Source organism: Solihabitans fulvus, assembly GCF_008386585.1.
In the GTDB taxonomy this organism is placed as follows: Bacteria; Actinomycetota; Actinomycetes; order Mycobacteriales; family Pseudonocardiaceae; genus Solihabitans; species Solihabitans fulvus.
The window spans coordinates 60,769-81,680 of record NZ_VUOB01000041.1 but is presented as its reverse complement, the minus strand read 5'-3'; the positions used below and the strand labels follow the sequence as shown (position 1 = coordinate 81,680).

Annotated in this window: 23 protein-coding genes and 1 riboswitch; of the genes, 10 read left to right on the top strand and 13 right to left on the bottom strand. The window is 70.7% G+C overall.

From position 1 onward, the window contains the following. Nucleotides 1–12: 12 nt before the first annotated feature. Both yaaA and F0L68_RS22270 read left to right on the top strand, forming a co-directional pair. Nucleotides 13–750 (top strand): peroxide stress protein YaaA, encoded by a 738-nt coding sequence (gene yaaA / locus F0L68_RS22275; RefSeq protein ID WP_149851581.1) that lies wholly within the window; start codon nucleotides 13–15, stop codon nucleotides 748–750. A gap of 249 nt (nucleotides 751–999) precedes the next feature. Then, entirely contained in the window at nucleotides 1,000–1,950 is a 951-nt protein-coding gene (locus tag F0L68_RS22270; RefSeq protein WP_149851580.1) for a serine protein kinase RIO, read from the top strand. 230 nt (nucleotides 1,951–2,180) lie between these two features. On the opposite strand, the gene F0L68_RS22265 is transcribed toward F0L68_RS22270, so the two are convergent. Then, a complete protein-coding gene (locus F0L68_RS22265; RefSeq protein ID WP_223199030.1) occupies nucleotides 2,181–3,551 on the bottom strand; it encodes an MFS transporter in 1,371 nt (456 codons plus the stop codon). Nucleotides 3,552–3,726: 175 nt separating this feature from the next. Continuing rightward, nucleotides 3,727–4,371, bottom strand: a complete 645-nt coding sequence (gene wrbA / locus F0L68_RS22260) for an NAD(P)H:quinone oxidoreductase (protein WP_149851579.1) — start codon at nucleotides 4,369–4,371, stop codon at nucleotides 3,727–3,729. Nucleotides 4,372–4,450: 79 nt separating this feature from the next. Here wrbA and F0L68_RS22255 point away from each other — a divergent pair, with 79 nt between their 5' ends. From F0L68_RS22255 to F0L68_RS22245, 3 genes are all read left to right on the top strand, one after another. Next, entirely contained in the window at nucleotides 4,451–4,939 is a 489-nt protein-coding gene (locus F0L68_RS22255) for a MarR family winged helix-turn-helix transcriptional regulator (protein WP_149851578.1), read from the top strand. Between the two features lie 458 nt (nucleotides 4,940–5,397). Then, complete coding sequence (locus F0L68_RS22250) at nucleotides 5,398–6,957, top strand: DEAD/DEAH box helicase (RefSeq protein WP_223199029.1); 1,560 nt, start codon at nucleotides 5,398–5,400, stop codon at nucleotides 6,955–6,957. Between the two features lie 198 nt (nucleotides 6,958–7,155). Next, nucleotides 7,156–8,157 (top strand): hypothetical protein, encoded by a 1,002-nt coding sequence (locus tag F0L68_RS22245; protein WP_149851576.1) that lies wholly within the window; start codon nucleotides 7,156–7,158, stop codon nucleotides 8,155–8,157. Here F0L68_RS22245 and F0L68_RS22240 read toward each other — a convergent pair. After that, a complete protein-coding gene (locus tag F0L68_RS22240) occupies nucleotides 8,078–9,172 on the bottom strand; it encodes an epoxyqueuosine reductase (protein ID WP_149851575.1) in 1,095 nt (364 codons plus the stop codon). The two genes, F0L68_RS22245 and F0L68_RS22240, sit on opposite strands and share 80 nt — an antisense overlap. Nucleotides 9,173–9,262: 90 nt before the next feature. Here F0L68_RS22240 and F0L68_RS22235 point away from each other — a divergent pair, with 90 nt between their 5' ends. Further along, nucleotides 9,263–9,703, top strand: coding sequence for a winged helix-turn-helix transcriptional regulator (locus tag F0L68_RS22235; RefSeq protein ID WP_149851574.1), 441 nt, complete (start codon nucleotides 9,263–9,265; stop codon nucleotides 9,701–9,703). Between the two features lie 21 nt (nucleotides 9,704–9,724). On the opposite strand, the gene F0L68_RS22230 is transcribed toward F0L68_RS22235, so the two are convergent. The 9 genes from F0L68_RS22230 to F0L68_RS22190 all read right to left on the bottom strand — a co-directional run bounded on the left by F0L68_RS22230 (nucleotide 9,725) and on the right by F0L68_RS22190 (nucleotide 17,760). Continuing rightward, nucleotides 9,725–10,513: a G1 family glutamic endopeptidase gene (locus F0L68_RS22230; RefSeq protein ID WP_149851573.1), complete on the bottom strand. Its 789-nt coding sequence runs from the start codon at nucleotides 10,511–10,513 to the stop codon at nucleotides 9,725–9,727. Nucleotides 10,514–10,649: 136 nt separating this feature from the next. Beyond that, entirely contained in the window at nucleotides 10,650–11,888 is a 1,239-nt protein-coding gene (gene cobA / locus F0L68_RS22225; RefSeq protein ID WP_149851572.1) for a uroporphyrinogen-III C-methyltransferase, read from the bottom strand. After that, nucleotides 11,878–12,843: a sirohydrochlorin chelatase gene (locus tag F0L68_RS22220; RefSeq protein ID WP_223199028.1), complete on the bottom strand. Its 966-nt coding sequence runs from the start codon at nucleotides 12,841–12,843 to the stop codon at nucleotides 11,878–11,880. The genes cobA and F0L68_RS22220 overlap by 11 nt, the downstream gene beginning before the upstream one ends. After that, nucleotides 12,840–13,448, bottom strand: a complete 609-nt coding sequence (locus F0L68_RS22215; protein ID WP_149851571.1) for a precorrin-8X methylmutase — start codon at nucleotides 13,446–13,448, stop codon at nucleotides 12,840–12,842. Before F0L68_RS22215 ends, F0L68_RS22220 begins: the two co-directional genes overlap by 4 nt. Then, complete coding sequence (locus F0L68_RS22210; RefSeq protein ID WP_149851570.1) at nucleotides 13,445–14,533, bottom strand: HoxN/HupN/NixA family nickel/cobalt transporter; 1,089 nt, start codon at nucleotides 14,531–14,533, stop codon at nucleotides 13,445–13,447. The genes F0L68_RS22215 and F0L68_RS22210 overlap by 4 nt, the downstream gene beginning before the upstream one ends. A gap of 74 nt (nucleotides 14,534–14,607) precedes the next feature. After that, nucleotides 14,608–14,735: riboswitch (cobalamin riboswitch) on the bottom strand. A gap of 80 nt (nucleotides 14,736–14,815) precedes the next feature. After that, nucleotides 14,816–15,538 (bottom strand): PIG-L deacetylase family protein, encoded by a 723-nt coding sequence (locus tag F0L68_RS22205; RefSeq protein WP_149851569.1) that lies wholly within the window; start codon nucleotides 15,536–15,538, stop codon nucleotides 14,816–14,818. Between the two features lie 10 nt (nucleotides 15,539–15,548). Continuing rightward, a complete protein-coding gene (locus tag F0L68_RS22200; RefSeq protein ID WP_306463169.1) occupies nucleotides 15,549–16,493 on the bottom strand; it encodes a cation diffusion facilitator family transporter in 945 nt (314 codons plus the stop codon). A 239-nt stretch (nucleotides 16,494–16,732) separates the two neighbouring features. Further along, nucleotides 16,733–16,924, bottom strand: a complete 192-nt coding sequence (locus F0L68_RS22195; RefSeq protein WP_149851567.1) for a DUF397 domain-containing protein — start codon at nucleotides 16,922–16,924, stop codon at nucleotides 16,733–16,735. A 14-nt stretch (nucleotides 16,925–16,938) separates the two neighbouring features. Beyond that, nucleotides 16,939–17,760 carry a helix-turn-helix domain-containing protein gene (locus F0L68_RS22190; RefSeq protein ID WP_188316741.1) on the bottom strand — a complete coding sequence of 274 codons (822 nt, stop codon included), beginning with the start codon at nucleotides 17,758–17,760 and terminating at the stop codon, nucleotides 16,939–16,941. Nucleotides 17,761–17,820: 60 nt separating this feature from the next. Between F0L68_RS22190 and F0L68_RS44915 the strand changes: the two genes are divergently transcribed. Together F0L68_RS44915 and F0L68_RS22180 are read left to right on the top strand one after the other, a co-directional pair. Further along, a complete protein-coding gene (locus tag F0L68_RS44915; protein WP_149851565.1) occupies nucleotides 17,821–18,234 on the top strand; it encodes an HC3 family zinc finger protein in 414 nt (137 codons plus the stop codon). Further along, nucleotides 18,231–19,082, top strand: a complete 852-nt coding sequence (locus F0L68_RS22180; protein ID WP_149851564.1) for a helix-turn-helix domain-containing protein — start codon at nucleotides 18,231–18,233, stop codon at nucleotides 19,080–19,082. Before F0L68_RS44915 ends, F0L68_RS22180 begins: the two co-directional genes overlap by 4 nt. 108 nt (nucleotides 19,083–19,190) lie before the next feature. Here the strand turns inward: F0L68_RS22180 and F0L68_RS22175 are convergent, their stop codons facing one another. Further along, nucleotides 19,191–20,162, bottom strand: a complete 972-nt coding sequence (locus F0L68_RS22175; RefSeq protein ID WP_223199027.1) for a helix-turn-helix domain-containing protein — start codon at nucleotides 20,160–20,162, stop codon at nucleotides 19,191–19,193. Between the two features lie 291 nt (nucleotides 20,163–20,453). Here F0L68_RS22175 and F0L68_RS44575 point away from each other — a divergent pair, with 291 nt between their 5' ends. Continuing rightward, nucleotides 20,454–20,579: a hypothetical protein gene (locus tag F0L68_RS44575; protein ID WP_276313873.1), complete on the top strand. Its 126-nt coding sequence runs from the start codon at nucleotides 20,454–20,456 to the stop codon at nucleotides 20,577–20,579. 12 nt (nucleotides 20,580–20,591) lie between these two features. Continuing rightward, nucleotides 20,592–20,879: a hypothetical protein gene (locus F0L68_RS22170; protein ID WP_188316739.1), complete on the top strand. Its 288-nt coding sequence runs from the start codon at nucleotides 20,592–20,594 to the stop codon at nucleotides 20,877–20,879. Nucleotides 20,880–20,912: the final 33 nt, after the last annotated feature.

The window sequence follows — 20,912 nt, the reverse complement described above, 5'->3', positions numbered from 1 at the left end:
CCCTGAGTCACCGTGCTGGTACTGCTCCCACCGTCGGAGACCAAGGCCGACGGCGGCGACGGTCCGCCGCTCGACCTCGGCCGACTGTCCTTCCCCGACCTGAACCCCGTGCGCGGCAAGCTCGTCGACGCGCTGGTGGACCTCGCCGCCGACGTCCCGGCCAGCCTGGCCGCGCTTGAGCTGTCCGAGCGGCAGGCAGGCGAGGTGGCGCGCAACGCCGAGCTGCTCACGTCGCCGACGCTGCCCGCGCTGGCCAGGTACACGGGCGTGCTCTACGACGCGCTCGACCTCGGCGGCCTGTCCAGGGGCGAGCGGACCAGGGCGTATCGGCGGCTGGCGGTGGCGTCGGCGCTGTTCGGCGTGGTGCGCGGCGGCGATCCCGTGCCCGGTTACCGGTTGTCGGGCGGCAGCGTGGTGCCGGCGATCGGCTCGTTGCGGGGGCTGTGGCGGCCGGTGCTGGAGCCGCAGTTGTCCACTGTGGACGATTTGGTGATCGACCTGCGGTCGGGCACGTACGCGGCGCTGGCCAGGGTGCCCGACGCCGTGGTGGTGCGGGTGGTCAGCGACGACGGCGGCGGGGTGCGCAAGGCGGTGAGCCACCACAACAAGTCGCACAAGGGGCGGCTGGCCAGGGCGCTGGCGACCGTGTCGCGGGAACCACGGACCGTCGACGGGGTGATCAGGGCGGCGACCGCGGCCGGGTTGAGGATGGAGCGGACCGGGGAGCGGACGCTCGATCTGTTTGCCTAGAGATCGTCGTGCCGTCAGTAAAACCGCAGGTCAAAAAGGTGTTGCGGGTGCTGGGTGTGGTCGGGCAGGCTGATCACCACGACGCAGGAGCCGGTGGTAGAGCCGGCGGAAACGAGGAGGTGCCGTGTGTTCAAGCCGACTGTCCTGGACGTGGCATCGACCCGTCCGCCCGCCCCACGAGGCCGTTTAGCGCGCTGATCGCGCCGCGCCGGTGGGGCGCCCCCCTTGCTTACGAGGAGAACCCCACCAGTGCGCGAGCACGATTTTGATTTCGACACGCACGAAACCCGTCCCAGCCAGCGTCGCAAGGCGCGTTTCGACGACGAGCCGATGCCCAGCCGTCGCGGCCGGCTCACCGAGGAAGAACGAGTCCGCCTGGCGCGGGCCCGCGAGGACACCCACAGCGAGGCTGATCTTCCGCCCGGCGGCGACCGCTGGTCCACCTGGGGCGACGCCGACCACGGGCCCGAGCCGCGGCCGGACTGGCTGATCACCGAACTGGCCGCGGTCGACCGCGAGCTGGGCGTCCTGAAGACCGGCAAGGAAGCGGACGTCCACCTGTTGGAGCGGGCGATGCCCGAGGACGGCCGGTCCGTCCTGATGGCGGCGAAGCGGTATCGCAGCGGCGACCACCGGCTGTTCCACCGCGACGCCGGCTACCTGGAGGGCCGCCGGATGCGGCGGTCCAGGGAGAACCGGGCGATGACGTCCCGCAGCTCCTTCGGCAGGAACCTGATCGCCGAGCAGTGGGCGGTCGCCGAGTTCGCCGCGCTCGGCCGGCTGTGGCTGATCGGCGTTCCGGTGCCGTACCCGGTCCAGCGCAGCGGCACCGAACTGCTGCTGGAGTTCCTCGGCGAGCAGGACGGTTCGGCCGCGCCGAGGCTTGCCCAGCTGCGGCCGGAGCCCGACGAGCTGGTCGACCTGTGGCACCAGCTGGTCGACGCCCTCGGCATGTTGGCGAGCGCCGGTCTGGCGCACGGCGACCTGTCGGCCTACAACCTGCTGGTGCACCAGGGCAGGCTGATGCTGATCGACCTGCCCCAGATCGTCGACGTGGTGGCCAACCCGCGCGGCGAGGAGTTCCTGGAGCGGGATGTCCGCAACATCGCGGCATGGTTCGCGTCCCGGGGGCTGCCGGGCCATCTCGGCGATCCGGAGGAGCTGATCGCCCAGCTTCGCGAGGAGGCATCGGGCCGCTGACGGATACGCCTCCCAGGTGACGGACCTGGGAGGCGACCCTGAGTCGGGGCGCTGATGCGCTTCGGCGCGGTCAGCGCTCCATGGCTTTCCGGGATGGCCCGAGGCCGACGGCTCGCTTCGCGTGCGCGGGTCGAGGACATCGGATCTCGGGCACCCGGCGCCGCGATCACCGCCGAGATCACCACCGACGTCGCCCTCGCGCACGAAGGGCGACAGGTGGCACGCGGCGTTCAGGCGCGCCGATGCCGCGGCGACAGCAGGCTGATCGCCGCGATGGCCACGGCGAGGCCGGCCGCGATGAGGAAGACCCGGTCGTAGCCGGAGGCGAGGGCGGCGGCGGGAGAATTCCCGCCTGCCGCCGCCGCGGCCCTGGCGCTGGCGGCCGTCGCGAGCACCGCAAGGCCGATCGACCCGCCTACCTGGCTGGCCGTGGCGGCGAGACCCCCGACAATCCCCGCCTCGCCCTCGGGAGCGTCGGCGGTCGCCGCAGCCATGAAGGTGGGGAAGGTCAGTCCGATGCCGATCGCGATGAGCAGCGTGGGCGCGAGCACGCCGGTGAGGTAGCCGCTGTCGGCGTTGGCCCGGGCGAGCCAGCCGAAACCGGCCACGAAGAGGCCGGAGCCGGCCAGCACCAGGGCGCGAACACCGATGCGCGGCAGGAGTGCGGCGGCGCAACGCGCGATCACCATGAACGTCACCGCCGCGGGTGTCTGCCCGAGCCCGGCCTGGAGCGCGCTGTAGCCGAGGACGTTCTGCAGGAACAGCGACGTGAAGTACCACATCGCGATCCCGATCCCGCCGAACAGCAGGAGCATGCCGCTGCCGACGGCGACCCCCCGGATTCCGAACAGCCGCAGGGGCAGGATCGGCTGGCTGGCGAAACGGGCCTCCACCACGGCGAAGACGACGAGCAGGAGCAGGCCCCCCACCACCGGCCCGACGGTCAGCCAGGAACCCCAGCCGTGATCGGCGCTCTGCATGACCCCGTAGATCACCGTGGCCAGCCCCGCCGTTCCCGTGACCGCGCCGACGATGTCGAGCGATTCCCGCCTGCGGGTTTGCGTGCGGGCGAGCGACGTCACGGCCACCGCGATCAGCACCGCGCCGATCGGCACGTTGATCAGGAAGACCCACCGCCACGACAGGCCCGTCGTGATGGCGCCGCCCGCGACCGCGCCGGCCATGCCGCCGACGCCGCCCGAGGCGGACCACGCGCCGAACGCCTTGGCGCGCGCGGGTCCCCCGGTGAAGTAGGTGTTGATCAGGACCAGCGTCGCCGGGGCCATCATGGCGGCTCCCATGCCCTGCGCGACGCGGGCCGCCACCAGAATCTCGGCGGTGGTCGCCAGGCCGCCGACCACGCTCGCGGCGGAGAACAGGAGCAGCCCGGCGGCCAGCATCCGGCGGGGGCCGAACAGATCGGCGGCGCGGCCGCCGAGCAGCATGAACCCGGCGAAGGTGAGCAGGTAGCCGTTCACGACCCAGGCCAGGCCGGTGGCTGTGAACCCAAGGTCCCGATCGACCGAGGGCAGGGCGACGTTGACGATGGACGAGTCCAGGATCACCATGAACTGGCAGGCGCACGCCAGAGCCAGGATCATCCACATGGGACCGGTTCTTGCCGCCAGGTCGTTGCGGGTAGGGGTTTTCGTGGGTGATGTGGACGCCATGAGCTCCTCCTGAATGCTCAATGCGAATCTGCGCTGGGGTTCGACGGGCGGCCCGCCGGCAGGGCTCGCGTCATGAGCTGCCGCTGCCGGCGGGGCTCTACCCGCTCTAGGCGGCGAGGGTGTTCCCGTCGGTGTCGGCGGCGCGGCTGCCGGCCAGTAGCCGGTTCGCGATCTGAGCCAACCGCCGTCCCTGGTACCGGGCCGCTTCCAGCGCCTCGGCGTCCGGGCCTGCTCCTGTCGGGCCGGACACGTACGACGTGCCGTAGGGGTTGCCCCCGGCGGCGGAGACGGACGGATCGGTGAATCCTGGCGGGATGATCAGCGCACCCCAGTGGTAGAACACGTTGGCCAGCGACAGGATCGTGGCCTCGCTGCCGCCGTGCCGGTTGAACGCCGAGGTGAAGGCCGTCACCGGCTTGTCGGCCAGGCTGCCTTCCCGCCACAGCCCGCCGGTCTGGTCGATGAACTGCTTGAGCTGCGCGGCAGGCGCACCGAACCGCGTCGGCGTCCCGAACGCGAACGCGTCGGCCCACGCCAGGTCCTCGACCGAGGCCTCGGCAATCGACGCGGCGTCGTCGATGTGCCGGCGCCACTGCGGGTTCTGGTCGATCGCGCTGTCGGGCGCCAGTTCGGCGACCCGTCGCAGCCGCACCTCCGCCTCGGCCTCGGCCGCGCCCTCGGCGACGGCCTGCGCGAGTGCGTGCACAGCGCCAGTCGCGCTGTAGTAGACGACGGCGACCTTCGCGGTCATGTCCCGCTCCTTCGATGCCAGGTAGACTTAGTTATGCAGATAACCTTATGCGCATAACTAAGTCTGTCAAGGAGACGCCGTGGACTTCGACCAAGCCGACGCCCTCAACCAGGCCATCCGGCTACTGAGCCTGCGCCACCGGGCCAGGACCGCCACCCTGCTGACCCCACTCGGACTGCACCCCGGACAAGAGGCGCTACTGCTCGAACTCGCCAGGACCGGCCCGATGATCCAGGCCCAGCTCGGCGAGGCACTCGGCTGCGAGCCGCCCAGCGTCACGCTCATGACCCGCAAACTCGAAGCCTCCGGCCAGATCCGCCGCACACCCGCACCAACCGACAAGCGCGCCAGCATCGTCGAACTCACCGACAGCGGCAAAGCCCTGGTCGAGCAGGTCAAGCAACTGTGGTGCGACCTCGCGGAGGAAACCGTGACCGGCCTGCCCGCCGAGACCGTCGCGGAACTGCCGGGCATCCTCACGACCCTGACCGGCAACGTCGACACCAGGCGCCTCCGCCACCCGCACGGCCGCCGGGACGGCGAGCAAGAACTCCCGACACGACCCTGACCGGCCGGAATCCTCGCCCCCGCCAGGGACGGTCAGGAATAAACGAGGCCACGGAGTTGCTGTGGGGAAGGACACGCGACCTGGTCCGTCCACAGAAAACACCCGGGGTCCATCACGGACACCGCCGCGGTCGAACCCGAAAGCCCATGTCCGTCAACGAAATGCGGTCGACCCCGGCACTCATCCGCCGAATCCCGACCGGCCCGTGAAAGCGCGGTCACACCCCGTGTGACGCCGCCAACCGACCTAGATCCGGATTGATCATGTAGGCTAGGACTCGCACCGCAAACGGGCACTCTATTTCCACGTGCTACCAAGGCCACCTCGGGTCGGTCTTTCGGTGCGTCCACCCAACCAATGGCGCCACCCGGCGCCGGGCTCGTCCTTGCGATCGGCACCGCGACCCGCTGCACAACCGCGGAGCTTCCCCGAGACGCGCCATGTCCCGGAGGTTAGCTTTGCCACCCACGTCCCAGGGCCGTTCCGATCGTTCGTTCCGCAAGCCGCGGGGCCGACGACCTGGCCAGGGCGACCGCCGGCCGCAGCAGTTCGCTGACGCCGAGCCGTCGACCGTCGCCGAGCACGTCGAAAGCACTGTGCCGGCCGGTCCGCTCCCTTCCTTCGCCGAGATCGGTCTTGCCGAACCGCTGGTTCGCGCGCTGTCCGAGGCCGGCATCAACGAGCCGTTCCCCATCCAGGCGGCCACCCTTCCCGACGCGCTCGCCGGTCGGGACGTCCTCGGTCGGGGCCAGACCGGCTCCGGCAAGACGCTGGCCTTCGGGCTCGCGCTGCTCTCCCGGCTCGCCGGTGAGCGCTCCCGTCCGCTGCACCCGCGCGGCCTGGTGCTCGTGCCGACCCGTGAGCTGGCCATGCAGGTCAGCGACGCGCTGAACCCGTTCGCCAGGGCGCTCGGGCTCACCTGCCGCGTCGTCGTGGGCGGCACCTCCTTCCCCAAGCAGATCGACGGGCTGCGCCGTGGCGTTGACCTGCTGATCGCCACCCCGGGCCGGCTGTCCGACCACGTCAGGCAGGGCACCGCGGTGCTCTCCGACGTGCAGTTCACCGCGCTCGACGAGGCCGACCAGATGGCGGACATGGGCTTCATGCCCCAGGTCCGCGCCATCCTCGACCTCACCGCGCAGGACGGCCAGCGGCTGCTGTTCTCCGCCACCCTCGACGGTGACGTGGACAAGCTGGTCCGCCAGTACCTGCACAACCCGGTGACCCACTCCGTCGCGCCGAGCACCGCCAGCGTGACCACGATGGAGCACCACCTGCTGCTGGTCTCCGCCGAGGACAAGCAGAACGTCATCACCGAGGTGGCCGCCCGCGAGGGTCGCACGATCATGTTCGTGCGCACCAAGCACCACGTGGACCGGCTGGCCAAGAAGCTGCGCTCGGTCGGCATCCACGCCGGCGCGCTGCACGGCGGTAAGGCCCAGAACGCCCGCACCAGGGTGCTCGGCGAGTTCCGCGAGGGCACCACGCCGGTGCTCGTCGCCACGGACGTCGCCGCGCGCGGCATCCACGTCGACGACGTCAGCCTCGTGGTCCACGTCGACCCGCCTGCCGACCCCAAGGACTACCTGCACCGGGCCGGTCGTACCGCCCGCGCCGGCCAGTCCGGCGTGGTCGTCACGATGGTCACGCACGACCAGCGTCGTGCCGTGCAGGGCCTCACCGCGCGGGCCGGCGTCCGCCCGGAGAGCACTCGGGTCCGCCCGGGTGACGAGGACCTGATCCGCATCACCGGCGCCCGCGTGCCCAGCGGCGAGCCGGTGATCGAGCCGGAGATCCCGGTCCGCGCCCCGCGTCGCGGCGGTCCCCGTGGTGGCCGTGGCTTCGGCGGCGGTGGCTTCGGTGGCGGCAGCGGTCGTCCGGAGTTCCGTGGCCGTCGTTCCGACCGCGGTGACCGCGGTCAGGGCGGTCGCTCGGAGTTCGGTGGCGGCAGCGGTGGCCAGGGCGGTCGCTCCGAGTTCGGTGGCGGCCGGCCGCGCAGGCCCGCGCCGCAGCACTGATCTCTCCCATCCCCATCGAGACGGGGCGTTCGGGACGCAATCGCGTCCTGGGCGCCCCGTTTCGGCTTGTCCGGGACTTTCGGAGGTAGGGCGCGCCCTACCCCCGACTCGGGTGACGACCCCAGGGTTTCTCGAGTGCCCCGGCCGCAGGATTGATCACACACACGTGATCGTTGCTTTGCGGCACAAGGGGTTCAGATGAACAAGGCGCTCAGTCCGTTGCAGTGGCACCGGCCGCTGATGCTGTTCGTGGCCGGGATGCTGGCGGTGGCCATCGTGTCCGTCGGCGGGTTGTTCTTCGACGATCGCATGCTCGACGGCGAGGCGATCTGGGTGAAGCCGCTGAAGTTCGGCGTCGCGATGGCCCTGTACGGCCTCACCCTCGCCTGGCTGCTGTCGCGGCAGCAGCGGTTCCGCCGCACCGGCTGGTGGCTCGGCACGGTGCCCGCCGTGACGATGACCTTCGACGTCGGCTTCATCGTGATCCAGACCGTGCGCGGCCGGTACAGCCACTTCAACAGCGAGTCGGACCCGTTCAACCAGTTCATGCAGCCGCTGTTCGCCGACGCCGTCGGGTTGGCCCTGTTGGCCATGATCGGGCTCGGCGTGCTGATGCTGTTCGAGCGCGGCGGCGACCGCGCCATCACCTCGTCGATCCGGCTCGGCCTGCTGCTGACGATCGTGGGCATGGGTCTCGGTTTCCTGATGCCCGCCAACATCTCCGCCGAGCAGGCCGCCGCGGACAAGGCCGGCACGGGGATCCTGCACGGCGCGCACACCGTCGGCGCGCCGGACGGCGGGCCCGGCATGCCGATCACGCACTGGAGCACGGTCGGCGGCGACCTGCGCATCCCGCACTTCCTCGGCATGCACTCCCTCCAGGTGATCCCGCTGCTCGCGATGGTGCTCGCCCTGCTGGCCACCCGGCTGCCGGCGCTGCGCGCCGAGGGCACCCGGCTCGGCCTGGTGCGGGTCGCCGGCGCTGGCTACGCCGGGTTGCTGGCGCTGGTGACCTGGCAGGCGCTGCGCGGCCAGTCGCTGGTGCACCCGGACGGCACGACGCTGCTGGCCGCGACCGGGCTGGTCGCCGCGACGGCGCTCGCCGCGACCGCCGTGCTGGTCACCGGTCGCCGTCGGCCGGCCGCGCCGCTGCCGACCGGCGAGGCGGTGCAGGCGCGAGCTGCCGCAGCCGCTCGTTGACCTCGTCGGGCAGTCCGTTGGACACCCTGCGGACGGTCTTGTGCGGGAACCGCCTCGTCACGTGCTCCTCGGCCACCGAGCCGGGGAGCACGTAGACCTGTTCCTCCTTGTCCTGCAACGGTTTCACCACCTCGTTGAGGAACCCCTTCCGGTCGGCGAGGAACGGCGCGATGACGTCCTCGCCGGCCGGGCACGCGGCCATGCAGTAGGCCGCCTTGTAGTTGGGCTTGAACGCGAGGCTCTGCCACATCGACACGGTCTCGGCGTCGCTGACCCGCTCGCGGTAGTCCGCCCCGTCGGCGCTGTCGGCCACGGTCTCCACCCAGTCGGTGAAGCCGCCCATGAACTCGCGGTAGTTGTGCGTGAGGCAGGCCTGGAAGTCGAAGCCGCCGTCCTTGCTGATCGCGCCGACCGGGCAGGCCGCGACGCACAGCTTGCACTTGAGGCACGGGTTGTAGTCGATTGGTTCGGTCGGCTCGTCCACGACGAGGTCGGTGACGACCGTGCCGAGCAGGATGAAGTTGCCGAAGCGCGGGTGGATCACGTTGCGGTGCAGGCCGATCCGGCCGAGCCCGGCGGCCTGGGCGACCAGCTTGTGCGAGATGACCCAGCCCCGGCCGGGGAAGCGGTCCATCTCCTGCGGGAACGCGGCCGCGGGGTTGATCGCGTGGTAGCCGGCGTCCTGGAGCAGCCGGGTCAGCCGGTGGCCGACCTCGTCGGCGTCGCCGAGCCCGTGGTGGAACTCGGTGTTGGCGACGCTGCGGGCGGGGCTGCGCACGTTGTCGCGGTTCATCCTGACGCAGAAGGCGACGTAGCTGCGGGCGCTGGGCAGCGCGGCGCGGGCGTGGTCCAGTTCGCCGGCCAGGTCGGGCGTCTCGATCGACACGAAGCCGACGTCGTCGGCACCGGCCCGCTCGGCGAGGTCCCGCAGCCAGGACGCGGTCACCACCGGGGAGGGCGGCTCCGGCGGCCGCTGCCGGATCTTGCGCACGGTGGGGTGGTCGTCAAGGTTCACGGGAACTCCTGGTGCACCGAACCTACTGGGTCTCAAATGAGAACCTAGCTAGCTGGGTTTGCTTTGACAACCCAGGAGTAGGATGGGCGCATGCAGGGAGTCGTGATCGACAACGACCGGTGCTCCATCGCCCGCGCGCTCGGCGTGCTCGGCGAGCGGTGGTCGCTGCTGATCGTGCGGGACGTGTTCAACGGCGTGCGCCGCTTCGACGAACTCCGCGACCACCTCGGCGTCGCGCGCAACGTGCTGAGCCAGCGGCTCGCCGGCCTGGTCGACGCCGGGCTGCTCACCCGCGAGCCGTACCAGGACTTCGGCAGCCGGCAGCGCTACCAGTACGAGCTGACCCACCGGGGCCGGGACCTGTGGCCAATCCTGATGACGCTGATGGCCTGGGGCGACCGGTACCTGGCCGACGACGGCCCGCCCGTCGTGCCGACGCACGACGGCTGCGGCGGGGCCGTCCGGCTGGTGCCCGTGTGCGAGCGCGACCACCCGGTCGACCCCGCCGACCTGGTCCTGCGAGAGTCCTGATGGCGGGACGCTCCGGACCGGTCAGTGCCGCAACCACGTCACCGTGAAGCTCTCGTTCGACTTGTCGAGCCCTGAGGTCCTGGCCCGCAACTGCTCCCCGTTCTCCGTCGTCATGTCGATCGCGTACGGCTTGGTCAGGCTGAACTTGTCCTGGTTCGCGCTCGCCCCGGTGAAAGTGACGGCGCCGAACCTGGCCAGCGGACCGTAGTTGTCGCCCTGCTGCTCAACAATGACGGCCGCCTGGGTGCCGGACGGCGAATTGCTCCTCAGCTTTTTCTTCGCAAGCCAGTTCCGGCTGATGTTCCTGATTGTCATCGTGTAGAAACCGTCGGTGTTCGCAGTAACCGATGCCACGAACCGGTCACCTGCCCGCACCGGCGACGAATAGTAATCGGGACCGGCCTGGGGGTTGATCTCCCACCACGCGGAGTACCTCGGGACGCCGTTCTCGCAGTTCGCGTCGATCCCGGTCTGCACGAGGTTGTCGCCCGCAAGGCCGACCCAGAAGGACGACTGTGAGTTCTCGCCCGGCTTGCAGGTCACGGACGGCTGCGTCCATTTCGCCGACACCACCGTATAGGTGCCAGCCGGTTGCTTCCTGGACACGTAGCCAGACCAAGTGAGTTCCGCCTGAGCTCGGTGCGCGCCGCCGAGCAGGTGCGTTTCCGGTGCACCGCCGGCCGGCGGTGCACCGGAAACCGAGGAATGCGCCGGAACCTGCACCGAGCCGGCCAGACACAGCACCAGAGCGAACGCGAACAGCGTGAGTCGTCGGGATATCATTGGAGCCTCCGATACGCCTGCCTGCACGATGAAGGATGCGCGGTGTATCCCAGTAGTACGACGCCCCGACGTTCCCAGCAAGCTCTCTTTAGCAGGACACAGCGCGGCCGCTAACCCACACGCGTCCCAGCATTCGACCCCATCGTGTGTCGGCTGCGTCCGTTCAGGTGGCGCTGTTCGTGGGCAGCGTCGCGGCCAGGCCTGCGACCGGGCCGACCACGATGATCGCCGGCGGGCGGATGCCCTCGGCCAGCACGTCGGCGGCCACCCGATCCAGGGTTGTCCGCAGCACCCGCTGGGTCCGCATGCTGCCCTCCTGCACCACCGTGACCGGGGTGTCCGACGGCCTGCCGTGCCGGACCAGCGCGTCGGCGAACGCGCCGGCCCGCTCCACCGCCATCAGCAGCACCAGCGTGCCGCGCAGCCGGCCGAGCGCCGGCCAGTCCACCAGCGAACGCTCGTCGTCGGGGCCGACGTGCCCGGACACCACCACGACCTCGTGCGCAACGCCCCGGTGCGTCACCGGCACGTCGGCCAGGGCCGGCACGGCGAACGCGCTGGTCACCCCGGGCACCACGGTGACCGGCACGCCGGCCTCCGCGCAGGCGATCAGCTCCTCGAACCCCCGCCCGAACACGTACGGGTCGCCGCCCTTGAGCCGGACCACGAACCGGCCGGCCAGCGCGTGCTCGATCAGCGTCGCGTTGATGACCTCCTGGCTGGCCGCGCGCCCGTACGGGATCTTCGCCGCGTCCACCACCTGCACCTGGGGCGGCAGCTCGTCCAGCAGCTCCCTCGGCGCGAGCCGGTCGACCACGACGACGTCCGCCCTGGCCAGCAGCCGCCTGCCGCGCACGGTGATCAGGTCGGGGTCGCCCGGCCCGCCGCCGACCAGCGCGACGCCGGGCAGCGGTCCGTCCGGCCGCTCAAGGTGCTCGGCGACCGTGCCCTCGCGCAGCGCGTCGAGCAGGCCGTCGCGGACCCGCGCCGAACGCCTGGGCTGCCCGCCGGAGAGCACGCCGACCAGCAGCCCGTCGTGCTCGCCGACGGCCGGGGTCACCGCGCTGCCCTCGGTGGCCGCGTCGGCCCGCACGCAGAACACCCTGCGCCGCTCGGCCTCCGCGCCGACCAGCGCGTTCACCGACGGGTCCGAGGCGCAGGCCACCGCGTACCAGGCCCCGCCGAGGTCGCCGTCGGTGTAGCCCCGCTGGTGCCAGACCAGCTCGCCGCCGTCGGCCATGCCCTGCACGGCCGGGGTCACCTCGGGGGCGACCACCTCGACGGCCGCGCCCGCCGCGACCAGGCGGGCCAGCCGCCGCTGCGCGACCGTGCCACCGCCGACCACGACGACGCGCCGCCCGGCGAGGTCAAGGCCGGCGAGGTAGTGCTGCTCAGCGTGCATGCGTAGAAGCATCCACGTGGGAGTGGCCGTGTCCATGCCCGTGGCCGTGTCCGTGACCATTGCCACCCGAAGGGTCGTCCGGATTGCCGCCCGAAGGATCATCTGGGTGGTGGTGCGGTGTCTGCGGAGCGCCCAGTTTGTCCTCGAAGCCGGGCAACAGCACGCGGTAGGCGCAGGTGTCGCAGTTCATCCTGATGTCACCGTGCAGCGTCTCGTGGTAGCGCTCGACCACCAGGTCCGCCAGCGCGTCGCAGTCGCCGAGGTAGCCCGCGACGAGCACGTCCAGCTCGGTCGTGGCCTGTCCGAACTGGACGGACTGCTCGACCACTCGCTGCGGCAGCACGCCGTCGAACAGGAAGTACGGCGCGACGACCACCCGGCGCGCGCCGAGCCTGCGGACCCGCTCCAGCCCCTCGGGCACGCTCGGCCGGGCCAGCGACACGAACGCGGGCTCCACGAAGGCGAACCCGCGCGTCTCCTGCAACAGCCTGGCCACCTTGCAGACCTCGGCGTTGGCGTCCGGGTCGGTGGAGCCCCTGCCGACCAGCAGCACCGCCGTGTCGGCCCAGCTGTCCCGGTCGGCGACGGCCTCGACGCGCTCGGCCAGCAGGTCGAGCAGCACCGGGTGCGGGCCGAGCGGGCGGCCGAAGCGGTAGCCGGTGCCGGGGGTGCGGCGCACCTCGCGCTCCAGCGCGGCCGGGATGTCGCCCTTGCCGTGCCCCGCGGCGACCAGCACCAGCGGCACGGCGGCCATCCTGGTGTGGCCGCGCTCGACGAGATCGCTCCACGCCTCGGTCACGGCGGGCGCGGACAGCTCGATGAAACCGCCCTCGACGTCCACCCCTGCCGGGGCGAGCTTGGCGCGCATCCGTTCGACGAACGCGTGGAACTGCCGCACGCCCTCCTCGTCGACGGTGCCGTGGCCCACGAGCAACAGCGGATCCGGCTTGGTCACGACGGGTTCTCCTCGGTGAAGTAGAGCAGGGCGTTGGTCGCGGCGGCGGCGATCGCCGCGCCGCCGCGTTCGGTGGTGCTGGACAGGGCCGGCAGGCCGCTGCGGCGCAGCAGCGCCTTGGACTCGGTCGCGCCGACGAAGCCGACCGGGACGCCGATCACCAGCGCGGGCCGCAGCAGGTCGGCCTCGGCGAGGCGGACCAGCTCGACCAGCGCCGTCGGCGCGTTGCCGATCGCCCACACCGCGCCGTCGGGAAACCGCTGCGCGGCCAGGCGGATGCCGGCCGCCGAGCGGGTCAGGCCGTCGGCGGCGGCCAGGTCGGCCACGCCGGGCAGGTCGAGCCCGATCACCGCGTCCCTGGCCGTGACACCGGCGGCGAGCATCCGGACGTCGACCACGAGCGGCGCGTCGTCCAGCAGCGCCCTCCTGCCAGAAGCAAGCGCTTGCTCGTCCGCCACGACGTCGCCGACCCACGTCGGATCGGCCGTGGTGTGCACGATCCGCTCCACCACGGCCCTGGTCAGCGGCGGCAGATGCGCGGTGTCGACCCGCGACCGCAGGATGCGGTAGGACTCGATCTCGATGGGATGGACGGACTTCCTCACGCGGTCGCGCTCCCGTACTTCCGGTCGAAGCCGCCGAGTTTCCACCACAGCAGCGCGCTGCCCCAGGTCAGCACGAACACCCCGGCGATGCCGTAGCCGAACCACTCGAACTGCTCGGACAGGCCGCCGAGTCCGCTCAGCCACGTCACGCCGAGCCGCTCCGAGAGCACCTGCGCGAGGTAGACGGCCGAGACGAACACGGCGATCAGCACGGTGATGGCGGTCGTCGCGGTGTTGTAGAACAGGGTCCGCACCGGGTTGCGGTAGGACCACGAGTACACGCGGGTCATCACCAGCGAGTCCGCCGTGTCGAAGGCGCTCATGCCGGCGGCGAACAGCAGCGGCAGGCTCAGCACCCCGAGCAGCGGCAGGTGCCCGCCCGACGCCGTCGACGCGGTCAGCCCGAGCAGGGTCACCTCGGAGGCGGTCTCCAGGCCGAGGCCCATCAGCAGGCCGACCGGGTACATGTGCCACGAGGAGCGGATCAGGCTGCGCAGCCGGCCGCCGAGCAGCCGGTTGAGCAGGCCACGGTCGGTCAGCGCCCGCTCAACGTCGGCCTCGGCCAGCTCGCCGTGCCGGACCCGCCGCCACAGCCGCAGCAGGGTGCGCAGCACCGCGCCGTTGAGGGTCGCCACGATCAGCAGGAACACCACGGCGACGACCAGCGCGATGGTGCCGCCGACCTCCTGCACGCCGGCGACGTCGGACGCGCCGATCGAGCCAGCGGCCAGCGCCACCACGAGCGCGAGCACCAGCACGACCGTGGAATGCCCCATGGCGAAGAAGAAGCCGACGCCGAGCGGGCGGCGGCCGCGCAGCAGCATCAGCCTGGTGGTGTCGTCGATCGCGGCGATGTGGTCGGCGTCGAACGCGTGCCGCATGCCGAGGACGTAGGCCAGGGTGCCGGCTCCGGCGAGGCCGCTGGCCGCCGCCGCGTTGCCGGAGTACAGCAGGTAGAGCGCGATGCCCATGACGTGCAGGAGCACGATGACGCCGAAGATGCCGGCTAACCGGCGGCGTTCGGCGGGAGTCCAGGCTCCGGTGGGTGGCGCCGCGATGCTCGCGGCAGCATGCGAATGCTGCATGACAGCAGGACCTCCTGGGTGCCTCGCCCTAGGGGTGCGGGCTGCGCGACACGGCGTGTCACGCAGGCCGGCAGGAGTGTCCTGGCTCCCGGATCGACGCGGGTTCCCCTGGCCTTCCAACCCTGGTGGGCCGTGGCCGTGCTGCGAGGTCCGCTCCCCGGTCACAGTGGCGGGACCGCCCCAGACTCACACTGGGTTCCTCCGCTACCGACGCTGGCATCCTCACCCGCGCCGGACCACGAGGTCAAACCGCCTCTCGGGTGGTAGCGCGGTGGCGTCGGTTCACATCGGGATGAGTTCGAAGGAAGTCGCGAGCCGGCCGCCGAACCGCTCGCCGGTCGACTCGGCCATGCCGCGCAGGAACGGTTCCGGCTCGGCCATCGTGCCGCCGAGCGCGGCGAGGTAGGCGCGGTGCTCGCGCAGCGAGTCGACCGCGCGGTCGAGGGTGTCGGTGATGTCGGCCGCGTGGGTGGCCTCCGGCGAGGCGGCGACGGCCACCCAGCGCACGCCGTCCCACGGCGCCAGCCCCGCGTCGAGCAGGTCGCGGAACACCCAGCGGTTGCCGGCGTCGCGCACCGCGTCCAGGGTGGCCGCGCCGACGGCCCGGTGGTCGGCCATGTTCAGGCCGCCGCCCGGCCAGGTCTCCCGGTGGTTGCTGATGATCACCAGCTCGGGCCGGTGCCGGCGGATCGCGGCCGCGATGTCGCGGCGCAGCGGCAGTCCGTACTCGATCATCCCGTCCGGGTGGTCGAGGAACTCGACCTCGGTGACGCCGACGACGGCGGCGCTGGCGATCTGCTCGCGCTCGCGCAGCGGCCCGGACTCCTCCGGCGCGATGCCGTCGATGCCGGCCTCGCCCCGGCAGGCCAGCAGGTAGGCGACGGACCGGCCCTGGTCGGTCCACCGCGCGACGGCGCCGGACCCGCCGTACTCGAGGTCGTCGGGGTGGGCGACGACAGCGAGGGCGCGCTGCCAGTCCTCGGGCATCGGTTCCAAGTCGAACATGCGCCAGAAACTACCCGTGACGAGCCAGCTCCACTTGATCAGCCGCTGGGTGCGGATGGACGTGCGCGCGCTGGAGCCGGTGGATGCCGTGCCGCAGCCGGTGTTCCACGTCGTGCGCGATCCGGTGCGCCTCGACCAGGCTGGTGTCCCTGGTGACCACGACGGTCAGCTCGGCGAGCTGACCGTGTCCCGACCAGCGCAACCGCAGGTCCTCGACGCCAAGCACGCCGGGGGTGGCCTCGGCCAGGTGCGTCGCCCGCTCGACAGTGCCGGGGTCGGCGGCGTCCATCAGCCTGCCGAACACCTGGCGGGCCGCGCCGACGAGCATCACCACGATGGCGGCGGCGACCACCAGCCCGACAACGGGGTCGACCCAACGCTGGTGCAGGGCCGCGCCGCCGGCCGCCAGCAGCACGGCCAGCGAGGCGAACCCGTCGGTGCGCGCGTGCAGGCCGTCGGCGACCAGCGCGGCGGAGCCGATCCGCCTGCCGACCCTGATCCGCCAGCGCGCCACGAGTTCGTTGCCGGCGAAGCCGACGAGCGCGGCCGCCGCCACGGCCGGCACGTGCCGGAGGTCCTGCGGGTCGGCGAACCGACGCACCGACTCGACCACCGCGACGGCGGTCGACCCGGCGATCAGGACGAGCACCGCGAGCCCGGCCAGGTCCTCGGCGCGGCCGTAGCCGTAGGTGAAGCGGCGGGTCGCGACGCGGCGGCCGAGCAGGAAGGCGACCGCGATCGGCACGGCGGAGAAGGCGTCGGCGAGGTTGTGCAGGGTGTCCGAGAGCAGCGCGACGGAACCGCTGAGCCACACCACGACGGCCTGCGCCGCAGCGGTGGCCAGCAGCATCGCGAAGGACAGCCACAGGGTGCGCATGCCGAGCCTGCTCGCGGCGAGGTTGTCGTCCACCTGGTCGGCCACGTCGTGGCTGTGCGGCCGCAGCAACCGCCACACACCATGGCCATGTCCGTGCGAATGCCCGTGTCCATGCCCCATAAGGCAATCATAGGCACAGAATGTCCACTGTGGACCACATGCACTACTTGTGCGACTGCCAGGGTCTGCCTGTTGCCCTGGCCTGGCAACCCGTCCCGATGATCACCCGCCCCGAGGGACATGCGGCTCCGATCACCGAGCGGCGTTGGAGCGGACCGGGTCCGTTCCAACGCCGCGTTGTGGTTGGGGCCGGCAGCTCAGCGGTCGAGCCGACCCGCCTTGATCGCGGACAGGAAGCTGGTCAACTCGGTCCGAGCAAAGCTCAGAACCGGGCCGGTCGGGTTCTTCGAGTCCCGCACGGCGGCCTCGCCGGGAACGTGCGCCACCTCAACACAGTTGTTCGCGCCGCCCTGGCTCCGACTGCTCTTTCGCCAGTGCCCGAAGGTCATCTTCAACTCCTCCGCTATTCGAGATCTGCAATGCGCCTGCGAAGGATCGTCGCAGACTGACGGTCCCCGAGAGCCGCCGCCCACAACTGGTTGAACACCTGCCTGTACACGAGGGTGTCGGCGGGCAGGTGGAGGTAGGTGCCGTCGCTCAGGCCTTCGAGGTAGACCCGGCTCACCTGCTGACCGCCCAGCCGAACGAATGTGAACCCGACTCCGAGTGCGGGGTGGGCACCGGCTTCGAAGTCGAGGACGCGGATGCTCACATTGGCCAGCCTGCTCATGGCCAACAGGTGCTCAAGCTGCTCCCGAAGGACCTCAGCACCACCGATCCGGCGATGCAGCGCGGCTTCGCCGAGAACGATGGACACCTGAGGCCCGTTGTCTCGGGTCAACAGCTCCTGGCGCTTGAGTCGATCGCCGATGATTGGATCGGGATCTGGATGGTGGGACACGGCAAGGACGGCACGGGCGTAACTCGCGACCTGCATTGCTCCCGGGACCAGTTCGGCGTCGTAGTACTGGATCTCGGTGGCCGAACGCTCGATGGCGACATAGGTCTGCGCCCAGTCCGCGACCCTGCTGGACACGTCGCGCTTGCGCGCCTCGGCGCCAAGCCGACGAACCAGGTCGGCCTCGTCCTGGTTCAACTCGTAGAGCAGCACCAGTCGATCGATCTCGGTCTTGACGACCGTCCGCTTCCCGAGTTCGACTCGGCTCACCTTGCCTGCGTGCCAGCCCAGTTCCGCCTCCACGGCATCCTGCGCGAGCCCGATTCTGTCGCGGTACTGCCGGAGGAAGATGCCAAGCTCGATGCGCTGAGCGTTTGAGATCGCCACCGGCGCTCCTTCTCGATAGATGCCAGGCGATCATCTTGCCTTGCTCTGCGTGACCACCGCATGTCGCCTGATCAGGGCATATCTAACTGTCCATTGCTAGCTGTACGTTGTGCACGGTCGGTCAGCCACTGCTCCTCCGGACGCGCCTACCGGCTGGCCGACCGCTCACGCCTCCCCGAACGCCGAGAGGTGACAGCGCCCCATGAACGCACACCACGCCTGGCAGGAAGCCGACGACCGCTGCCACGCCATCAGCCTGACCGCCTACCCGCTCCGCCTCGACCCGACGAGCAGATCGAGACCCTGTGCGGTCGCCTCATCACCCTCACCCGCGCGGACTTCCGTGTCTTCGCCGAGTACCGCCCGCACAGGGCCACCTGCTGGGCGTGTGATCGCCAGTGGCGTCGCCTGGAGGGCCTACCGCCCAACCCCGCGCTCACCGGACTCACCGGACTCACCGGACTCACTTCATGAGCCTCGACCGCGACGACTCCCGGCGCCTGGCGCTGGAACACACCCACCTACAACGGCAACTCGGCCGCTCGCTGCGCGACTTGCGCGAACACACCCGCATGCACACCACCGAAGTCGCGGTGCGGGTCAAGATCGACGTCGACAAACTCAACCGCATCGAACGCGGCCAACCGCCCACCTACCACGAACTCTGCGCCATGCTCGACGCCTACGGCCTGCTCTATGACGACTGGAAGCCCTACCTGACGCGCCTGCATCACATCACCCAACGCGGTTGGTGGCGCGGCTACGGACTGCCACGCGGTCACTTCGCCGGCACCGAGAACGACGCGACCCTGGTCCGCGAATTCCAACTCGGCCTCGTGCCCGAACCGCTTCAGACCGAGCCCTACATCCGCGTCGTTCTGTCCGCGTCCCGACGCGGGCGTCACGAACAGGAACTCGCCATCCGGTTGCGACGCCAGCAACGCCTCACCGTCGACGACCCCCGCCGCTACCACGTGATCATCGATGAGACGGCGCTGGCCGTCCCGCTGCCCGATCCGGCCGTCGCGCGCGACCAACTCCGCCACATCCTGACCATGGCCGCACTGCCGACCATCACCGTGCAGGTCATGCTCCGCAGGGCCGGTCCGCATGAAGGCCGCAAAGGCACCTTCATGGTGTTGTCCTTCCCCGACCCCGAAGACCGGACCCTGCTCTACGTTCCCCACGTGACCGGTGCCACGTGTGTCGACAACCAGGACGACACCGCAGCGGCAGAACTCCTCTTCCAGCACCTCAGCACGCTCGCGCTGACGCCGACGGATTCGACGCGGTGGATCGAACGGCTGATCGCCGAGACCTGAACCACAGTGTCCACTGTGGACCAAGTGCGCTACCTGTGCGACTGCCAGGGTCTGCCTGTTGCCCTGATCTGGCAACCCATTCCGGTGCCGGTGCGGCCGGTCCCCCGGTCAGAGCCAGCCGCGCTCCCCCGCCCGCAGCCCGGCCTCGAAGCGGCTGCGCGCGCCGAGGCGTTCCATCAGGTCCGACATCACGCGCCGGACCGTGCGCAGCGAGATGTTCAGGCGTTTGCCCGCAGCCTCGTCGGTCATGCCCTGGGCCAGCAGCAACAACAACTCGCGTTCCTGCCTGGTCAGCCCGACCTCGTCGCGCGGACGGTCGGCCCCGAACGGGCAGGCCGTGTCCCAGGTCTGCTCGAACAACGCGACGAGGGCGGCCACCGCACCGCGACCGTGCAGCACGACCGCGCCGGCGCTGGTGTCCGCCGGGTCGATCGGCACGAGCGCGACCTTCGCGTCCAGCAGCAGAATCCGCAGCGGCAGCGTCGGCACGGTCCGCACCTCTCCGCCCGCGTCGGTGAGCGCGCGCGCGTACCGGTGGGTCAGCGCGTCGTTGCGCACACTGTCCATGAACACCGTGCGGATGACCACACCCCGCGCGGAGGCCGTGCGGTCGTTGCGAATCGACGCCTCGACGCCGACCTCGGACCGCAGCGCCCCCGGGATCAAGGCGCACGCCGACGAGGCCGTGGTGGCGGCGAACTCCTCCAGCCTGGCCACCACGGCGTCGACGCCGACCAGCCGTTCCCCCAACGGCGTCGATTCGCCCTGCCGCAGGTCAGCGAACTCCGTCACCATCCGCGAGATCGCGTGCTGGCTCTCCAGCACCTCCTGCTGGCGGCGCAGCAGGTCGGACTGCTGGCGCTGGAGCAGCAGTTGCAGCCCGGCCTCCGGGCTGACCGCCCGCAGCGTGCCGGGGTTCTGCACCGACTGCCGTAACAGCGCCAGGTCGACGAGCCGGTCCAGCGCGTCACGCACCTCGCCCTCACCGACGCCGAGACGCTGCGCGATCGGCAGCACGCCGAGATCCGCTCGCGTCAGCAGCAGCCGGTAGACGCCCTCGGTGACCGAGTCCAGTCCCAACGCGCCGAGCATAACCCCCACTTTCACTGAAAACGGACATATCGTCGCAGGTCAACCTCGGTCGACTCAAGTGAGTGCGGTGCGTCGAACGTCACCGGTGTGTTGGCGGTCGCCGGCTGGCACCAAGCTGCCAGGGCACTTGGTGCCAGGTCAAAGGTCTTCCGCCGGCCGCAGCGCCGCCGCAGACTCTTGTCAGCGCCACGAAAAAGGGGCGCGGCGAGAATTCAGATAACCGAGAAACCCGGTTCGCGACTCGTTTAGCGCATCACCGAATACCTCAAGGGGAGCACCATGTCCGCGTTCGTTCGCTTGCTCAGCGCCGCGATTGTCGCCATTGCCGCCGCCGTGGCTCTGATCCCCGCCGCACACGCCGTCGGCATCGCGGCGGCTGCCGCGACGGGCTACAACTGGGAGTGAACGGATTTGCACGTGGTCACGGCGCGCCTGGTGCCGAGTAGGCCCGGCACCGGAACCGCCGAGCACGAGGCCGTGGTCGCGGACGTGCTGTGGGCGCACTGCACTCCGGCCGATCGTGTCGAACACATCACAGTCCGAACCTCGGTCGACTCCTTCTGCGTGGTGTTCTTCCAACTCGCCGATTCCGTTGAATCGGCCGAATCGACCGCTCATTCGATCTGCCTGACGGCGATCGGAAACTCGACCTTCCTGCACGGCTGGAGCCTGCATCGAATCCGGCCGACAGCGACCGACAAATAGCTAGCCAATATTCCTTCACACACAAGGGAAACG

Coding starts and splice junctions, on each gene's coding strand:
- F0L68_RS22245 (WP_149851576.1), top strand. CDS start 7,156: ATGAACAAGGCGCTCAGTCCGTTGCAGTGGCACCGGCCGCTGATGCTG.
- F0L68_RS22210 (WP_149851570.1), bottom strand. CDS start 14,533: ATGCAGCATTCGCATGCTGCCGCGAGCATCGCGGCGCCACCCACCGGA.
- F0L68_RS44915 (WP_149851565.1), top strand. CDS start 17,821: ATGTCGCCTGATCAGGGCATATCTAACTGTCCATTGCTAGCTGTACGT.
- F0L68_RS22180 (WP_149851564.1), top strand. CDS start 18,231: ATGAGCCTCGACCGCGACGACTCCCGGCGCCTGGCGCTGGAACACACC.
- wrbA (WP_149851579.1), bottom strand. CDS start 4,371: ATGACCGCGAAGGTCGCCGTCGTCTACTACAGCGCGACTGGCGCTGTG.
- F0L68_RS22265 (WP_223199030.1), bottom strand. CDS start 3,551: ATGATCCTGGCTCTGGCGTGCGCCTGCCAGTTCATGGTGATCCTGGAC.
- cobA (WP_149851572.1), bottom strand. CDS start 11,888: ATGCACGCTGAGCAGCACTACCTCGCCGGCCTTGACCTCGCCGGGCGG.
- F0L68_RS22235 (WP_149851574.1), top strand. CDS start 9,263: ATGCAGGGAGTCGTGATCGACAACGACCGGTGCTCCATCGCCCGCGCG.
- F0L68_RS44575 (WP_276313873.1), top strand. CDS start 20,454: ATGTCCGCGTTCGTTCGCTTGCTCAGCGCCGCGATTGTCGCCATTGCC.
- F0L68_RS22195 (WP_149851567.1), bottom strand. CDS start 16,924: ATGACCTTCGGGCACTGGCGAAAGAGCAGTCGGAGCCAGGGCGGCGCG.
- F0L68_RS22205 (WP_149851569.1), bottom strand. CDS start 15,538: ATGTTCGACTTGGAACCGATGCCCGAGGACTGGCAGCGCGCCCTCGCT.